Raw genomic sequence first — 6,471 nt, 5'->3', positions numbered from 1 at the left:
GGGGCGGGGGGGTCCCCCCAGCCGTTTGGGTGGGCGGGGCGGGGGGGCCCAACAGGCCCCCGCAGGGGCTACGCATCGCGGGTCAGGGCCCGCATCGTCAGCGCGGAGGCGCAGCCCACATACGCGGTCGGGTCCGTCAGCTCGCGTAGGCGGTCGGGCGGTAGGACGCCCGACAGCGCTTCGGCCAGCCCCCTCCCCTCCCGAGCCGCCTCCGCCAGCAGTTCCTTCGCACGGGCCCGCCCGACCACCGGCGCGAGCGCGGCGATAAGGCGCTCGCTGACGATCAGCCCATCCGTCAGCCCCAGGTTCGCGGCCATCCGGTCAGGGAAGACCCGCAGCCCGGAGGCGAGTTCCACGGCATCGCGGGCGGCACCCCCGGCGAGCCGCAACAGTTCCCGCAGCGGCTGCCACTCCGCGTGCCACGCCCCACCCGGCCGTTCGTCCTCCGCGGTGAGCGAGCCGAGCAGGGTCGCGGCGTGTCCCGGGGCCTGGCAGGCCGCGGCGGCCATCAGCGTGGCACGCACGGGGTTCGACTTATGGGGCATCGCGGATGAACCACCGCCCGCTCCCTCCGCCACCTCACCGATCTCCGTCCGCGAGAGCACCAGCACATCCGCCGCCATCTTCCCCAGCGCCCCCACGGCGAAGGCGAGCGCGGTGCCCAGGTCGGCGACGGGGGTGCGCAGGGTGTGCCAGGGCAGTTCGGGTTCGGCAAGGCCGGTCTCCTCTGCGAACCGGCGCAGCAGCGGAACCCCGCCGTCGAAGGCGGCCAACGTGCCTGCCGCACCGCCCAGTTGGGCGGGCGGCCGGAGCGCCGCGAGCCGGTCGCGGGCGTCCAGGGCGAGCACCCGCCAGCCCGCCGCCTTCAGCCCGAAGGTGGTGGGTACGGCGTGCTGGGTGAGGGTACGGCCGGGCATCGGGGTGTCGCGGTGCGCGGTGGCGAGCCGCGCCAGTTCCGCCGCCGTACGCTCCAGATCGGCCACGATCAGCGGCAGCGCCCGCGCGGCCACCAGCATCGCGGCGGTGTCCACGATGTCCTGGCTGGTCGCACCCCGGTGGACGTACGGCGCGGCCTCGGCGTCCGTACGGGCCACCGCCGCCGTGAGATCGGCGACCAGCGGGATGACCGGGTTGCCCCCGGAGCGGGCGCGCAGCGCCAGATCGCGTACGTCGTACAGCTCGACGCGGGCCGCGCCCGTCACCGCCTCCGCCGCTCCGGCCGGTGCCACCACGCGCGCCAGCGCGGCCTCGGCGTCCAGCATGGCCTGCAGAAACGCCGTGTCGCCCGTGGTGGCCTCCACCGCCGACCCGGCCCGCACCGGTGACAGCAACCCCACGTCGTCGCTACCGGAACTCAAGGAAAACCGTCTCCCCTTCGCCCTGTAGACGGATGTCGAAGCGATAGGTCCCCGGCGGGGACGCCGCCGTCGCCACCAGCGTCTCGCGGCGCGCCGGATCCAGCGAGGCGAGCAGCGGGTCGGCGGCGTTGGCCTCGGCGTTCTCGGGGAAGTACACGCGGGTGAAGAGGTGGTGCAGCAGCCCCCGGGCGTGGACGCACACGCTGATGTACGGCGCGGCGGGCGCGGCCGGGCCGCCGGGCGGCAGCGTACGGGCGGTCCAGTGGCCGTCTGCGTCGGTGGCGATGCGGCCGAAGCCGGTGAAGTCCACGCCGTTGCGCCCGAGGAAGCCGCCGGTCACCGGGTCGCGCCGCATCGACCCGCCCGCCCCGGCGAGCGAGCCGTCCGGACCCGCCTGCCACAGCTCCACCAGCGCGTCCGGGACGGGAGCGCCCTCGCCGTCGCGGACCTGGCCGTGGAGCGTGATGGCGCCGGGGTGGCCCGCCGGGGCCATCTCGCCGCCGCCGGGGAAGGGCAGCGCGTAGCCGTAGAAGGGGCCCACGGTGTGGGAGGGAGTAGGCGCGAGTGTCTCGGCGGATGCGAGCCCTTCGGCGGGTGCGGACCCTTCGGCCGGTGCGAGCCCTTCGGCGGGTGCGGACCCCTGCGCGGATACGAGCCTCTCGCTCATCAGCGCCCCTCCTCGATCCACGCGGCGGACGGCCCGTCCAGCACGATGTCCCAGCGGTAGCCCAGCGACCACTCCGGCCGCGACAGCCCGTGGTCATAGCGGGCGACCAGCCGCTGCCGCGCCGAGTCGTCCGTCACCGACTGCAGGATCGGGTCGTAGGCGAAGAGCGGATCGCCGGGGAAGTACATCTGGGTGACCAGCCGCTGGGTGAACGCCGCGCCGAAGACGGAGAAGTGCAGATGGGCGGGGCGCCAGGCGTTCTCGTGGTTGCGCCACGGATACGCGCCCGGCTTGATGGTGGTGAAGTGGTACGAACCGTCGTCGCCGGTCAACGTCCGCCCCACACCGGTGAAGTTGGGGTCGAGCGGTGCGGGGTGCTGATCACGCAGATGGGCGTAGCGGCCCGACGCGTTGGCCTGCCACAGCTCGATGAGCTGCCCCCGGACGGGGCGGCCCCGGCTGTCCAGGAGCCGTCCGGAGACGGTGATCCGCTCGCCGAGCGGCTCGCCCTGGTGTTGCACCGTGAGGTCGTTGTCGATGGCGGTGATGTCGGTGTGGCCGAAGACCGGGGTGTGCAGCTCCACGGTCTCCGGGTCGCCGTGCACCGCGACCAGCGGCTGCTTGGGGTGGCGCAGCACACTGCTGCGGTACGGGGGGAAGTCGCGCGGCGGGTGGTCGGTGGCGGGAGCGCCCTCGGCGCGCGCCTTGTCGTACGACTCCCGTATGTGCGCGAGTTCGCTGTCGATGTCGGACTGGGTGAGAGCCATGTCTGCCGTCAGCCTTACCTTTCCAGCCTTGCCGTTCCGGGCTTTGGCGCCTGGGCCTTGCCGTTCCGGGGCTACCTCTCCAGGACGAGGGCGAGGCCCTGTCCGACGCCGATGCACAAGGTGGCCAGGCCCGTTCCCGAGCCGCGCGCGGCGAGCTGATGGGCGACGGCCCCGGCGAGCCGGGCGCCGGAGGCGCCGAGCGGGTGGCCGATGGCGATGGCGCCGCCGCGCGGGTTGACGATGCCGGGGTCGAAGCCCGGGTCCTGGGCCGACCACTCGGCGAGGCAGCCCAGCACCTGCGCGGCGAACGCCTCGTTGAGTTCGAGGGTGGCCAGATCGGCGAACGAGCGGCCCGCCTTGGCGAGGGCGCGGCGTACGGCCTCGACCGGGCCGAGCCCGAAGTACTGCGGCTCGATACCGGTGACGGCCGAGGCGCCGATCCGGGCCAGGGGTTCGCGTCCGGTGGCCTTCAGGCCCTCCTCGTCGACGAGCAGCAGCGCGGCCGCGCCGTCGTTGAGGGGCGAGGAGTTGCCCGCGGTGACGGTGCCGCCGGGCTTGCGGAAGGCGGGCTTGAGCTTGGCCAGGGCCTCCGGTGAAGTGTTCTCGCGGATGGACTCGTCCCGGACGAGCTCGGTGTCCGGATACGGCAGCACCTCGGCCTCGTACGCCCCGTCCTTCCACGCCCGCGCCGCCTTCTCATGGCTGGTGAGCGCGAACGCGTCCTGTGCCTCGCGGGTGATGCCGTGCTTGTCGGCGATCAGCTCGGCGCCCTCGCCGAGGGCGACGGTCCACTCGGGCGGCATGTCCGGGTTGGTCATCCGCCAGCCCAGAGTCGTGGAGTACATCTGCTGATGCCCGGCGGGGAAGGCGCGCTCGGGCTTGGGGAGCACCCAGGGGGCGCGGCTCATCGACTCCACACCGCCCGCGAGGGCGATGTGCGCGTCGCCGACCGCGATCGCGCGGGCGGCCTGGAGCACGGCCTCCAGGCCCGAGGCGCAGAGCCGGTTGACGGTCGCGCCGGGCACGGTGACGGGCAGCCCGGCCAGCAGTACGGCCATGCGGGCGACATCGCGGTTCTCCTCGCCCGCGCCGTTGGCGTTGCCGAAGTAGACGTCGTCGATGCGCGCCGGGTCCAGGGCGGGGGTGCGGGCGAGCAGGCCGCGCACCACATGGGCGGCCAGGTCGTCGGGGCGCACCCCGGCCAGGGCGCCGCCGTAACGGCCGATGGGGGTGCGGACGGCGTCGACGATATAGACGTCACGACAGACGTCACGCGAGGTGGTCATCGGGTCTCCTTCCCGGGCTGCTCGGGCTGCTCGGGCTGCTCGGGCTTCCCGGCGGCTTTGAGGGCGCGCAGCGCCGCCAGCTCTTGGGGGGTGGGCGGCTCGGTGGTGCCCACGGTGCCGGCGACGGTCAGCTCCCAGCCGGTGGCGGCCCGTACCCGCTCCACGGTGACGCCCGGGTGGACTTCGGTGAGCACCAGCTCGGCGGTGGCCGGGTCGGGGCGCAGGACGCCCAGGTCGGTGATGACGGCGGTGGGGCCCGCGCCCGGCATGCCGAGCTTCTTACGGTCGCCGGGGCCGCCGCCGTGACCCATGGTCGTCACGAAGTCCAGCCGCTCCACGAAGTTGCGGGTGGAGTGGCGCAGCACCATGAGCACCTTGCCGCAGTTGGAGGCGATCTCGGGGGCGCCGCCCGCGCCGGGGAGGCGGCCCTCGGGCTTGTCCGGGCCGCGGTCCACGACGGTGGTGTTGATGTTGGCGTAGCGGTCGACCTGGGCGGCGCCGAGGAAGCCGACGTCGATCCGGCCGCCCTGGAGCCAGTAGTTGAACATCTCCGGCACCGGGACCACCGCGTCGGCCGTTTCGGCGAGTTCGCCGTCGCCGATGGACAGCGGGAGCCGGGTGGGCTTGGAGCCGATGGTGCCCGACTCGTAGATGAGCACGAGGCCGGGGTTGACGGTGGCGCGGGCCAGGTTGGCGGCGGTGCTGGGCAGGCCGATGCCGACGAAGCAGGTGGTGGCGTCGGCGAGCGCGCGGGCGGCGTTGACCTCCATCAGCTCGTCGGATGTGAAGTCCGTCGTCCCGGCGGGGGTCGCGGTCATCGGGTGAGTGCTCCCTCGCTGTCGCGCACGTATGCGTCGATCCACCGGGCGAACGCCTCGCGGTCGCGGGCGATCGGGTCCCATGCCTGGTAGAAGTCGTTGTCGCGGGTCGAGTACCCGGTGGCGTAGGAGGGGTGGGCACCGCCGGGGACGACGGACACCGCGTCGATCACCCACGTCGGCAGGACGATCCCGCCGGGGCGTGGGGTGAGCTCCTCGACGATCTCCTCCACGGTCACCAGCACCCGGTCCGCCGCGAGCGCCGCCTCCTTCTGCACCCCGGTCAGCCCCCACATCTGCACATTGCCGGCCCGGTCGGCCTGCTGGGCGTGGATGACGGTGACGTCCGGGTTGAGCGCCGCGACGGCGGCCAGCTCCTCCCCGGTGAAGGGGCAGACGACGGTGGAGACGGTGTCCGTACGGGTCGGGATGTCGCTGCCGCGATAGCCGCGCAACACGGCGAACGGCAGCTTGGAGGCGCCCGCCACATAGCGGTTCGCCATGCCCGCGTGGCTGTGCTCGTCCAGCTCCAGCGGCCGTGGCCAGCCGTTCTCGACGGCGTCGCGGAAGCGGTGCAGCGAGCCCACGCCGGGGTTGCCGCCCCAGGAGAACACCAGCTTGCGGACGAGTCCGGCGCCGATGAGCTGGTCGTAGATGACGTCCGGGGTCATCCGGACGAGGGTCAGGTCGGTGCTGCCCTGGCGGATGACCTCGTGCGCGGCGGCGTACGGGATCAGGTGGGTGAATCCCTCCATCGCGACGGTGTCCCCGTCGTGGACGAGGTCCGCCACGGCGTCCTGGAGGCTTCGGATGTCGGCCATCGTCACTCCGCGGGTCGGGATGCTCAGTATGCTGACTAATGTGTTCTTGATTTCGCACGGTGTCATTGGCTGGTGCGCTCGTCAAGGGAGTCTAGGCCGAATGTCGGCCTCTCGACATGGGGTCTTCCACAGGGCAGAATCACTCAGTGCACGGAGTAAGTGAGCAGCGGGGAAGCGGAAGCCGGGAGGCACGGCATGGGCGGCGCGGTGGATCTGAACACGCACCCCGGGCATCTGGCCCGCCGCTTCCAGCAGGCGCACTCCCTGCTGTGGGGCGCGATGGTCTCCGAGGAGACCACCTCGCCGCAGTTCGCGGTGGTCAACGCGCTGATCGAGAAGCCGGAGATCGACCAGCGGACGCTGAGCGAACATGTCCACCTCGACCGCTCCACCATCGCCGACCTGGTCGCCCGGCTGGCCCGGCGCGGCCTGCTGGAGCGGGTGCGCGACCCGAACGACGGCCGCCGCAACGTCCTGCGGCTGACGGAGGAGGGCATCCGGGTCCACCGGAAGCTGGTCACCCGGACGTCCCGGATGAACCGGGTCTTCCTGGCCCCGCTGGACGAGACGGAGCGGGAGACCCTGCTGCGCCTGATCGCCCGGGTCACGGACGCGGCGGAGGAGTTGCGCGCGTAGGCGTGCGGGTCTTCCCCCTCCCAGCCCCTTCCCGAAACTGGGGCTACGCCCCATTCACCGGAAGGGCGGGGAGGACCACTCACATACCGCGGGGGGGGTGGGGGGGGGGGGTGGGCGC

General features: G+C 73.1%; 7 protein-coding genes. 1 reads left to right on the top strand and 6 read right to left on the bottom strand.

The window, feature by feature from the left end; all coding sequences use genetic code 11:
* Nucleotides 1-68: 68 nt before the first annotated feature.
* From pcaB to ACFXB5_RS42920, 6 genes are all read right to left on the bottom strand, one after another.
* Entirely contained in the window at nucleotides 69-1,358 is a 1,290-nt protein-coding gene (gene pcaB, locus ACFXB5_RS42945) for a 3-carboxy-cis,cis-muconate cycloisomerase (protein WP_385219037.1), read from the bottom strand.
* On the bottom strand, nucleotides 1,345-2,025 hold the full coding sequence (gene pcaG / locus ACFXB5_RS42940) for a protocatechuate 3,4-dioxygenase subunit alpha (RefSeq protein ID WP_385219035.1): 681 nt from the start codon (nucleotides 2,023-2,025) through the stop codon (nucleotides 1,345-1,347). The genes pcaB and pcaG overlap by 14 nt, the downstream gene beginning before the upstream one ends.
* A complete protein-coding gene (gene pcaH / locus ACFXB5_RS42935; RefSeq protein WP_385219034.1) occupies nucleotides 2,025-2,792 on the bottom strand; it encodes a protocatechuate 3,4-dioxygenase subunit beta in 768 nt (255 codons plus the stop codon). The genes pcaG and pcaH overlap by 1 nt, the downstream gene beginning before the upstream one ends.
* Before the next feature lie 71 nt (nucleotides 2,793-2,863).
* Entirely contained in the window at nucleotides 2,864-4,078 is a 1,215-nt protein-coding gene (locus tag ACFXB5_RS42930) for a thiolase family protein (RefSeq protein ID WP_385219033.1), read from the bottom strand.
* On the bottom strand, nucleotides 4,075-4,896 hold the full coding sequence (locus ACFXB5_RS42925) for a CoA-transferase subunit beta (RefSeq protein WP_385219031.1): 822 nt from the start codon (nucleotides 4,894-4,896) through the stop codon (nucleotides 4,075-4,077). The genes ACFXB5_RS42930 and ACFXB5_RS42925 overlap by 4 nt, the downstream gene beginning before the upstream one ends.
* Entirely contained in the window at nucleotides 4,893-5,717 is an 825-nt protein-coding gene (locus ACFXB5_RS42920; protein ID WP_385219029.1) for a CoA transferase subunit A, read from the bottom strand. The genes ACFXB5_RS42925 and ACFXB5_RS42920 overlap by 4 nt, the downstream gene beginning before the upstream one ends.
* Before the next feature lie 195 nt (nucleotides 5,718-5,912).
* On the opposite strand from ACFXB5_RS42920, the gene ACFXB5_RS42915 reads away from it, so the two are divergent.
* Nucleotides 5,913-6,353, top strand: a complete 441-nt coding sequence (locus ACFXB5_RS42915; protein WP_201858086.1) for a MarR family winged helix-turn-helix transcriptional regulator — start codon at nucleotides 5,913-5,915, stop codon at nucleotides 6,351-6,353.
* The last annotated feature ends 118 nt before the right edge of the window (nucleotides 6,354-6,471 follow it).

Source organism: Streptomyces sp. NPDC059455, assembly GCF_042750115.1.
Classification (GTDB): Bacteria; Actinomycetota; Actinomycetes; order Streptomycetales; family Streptomycetaceae; genus Streptomyces; species Streptomyces endocoffeicus.
The sequence above is the reverse complement of the archived record's forward strand: the minus strand, read 5'-3'. Positions and strand labels throughout refer to the sequence as shown.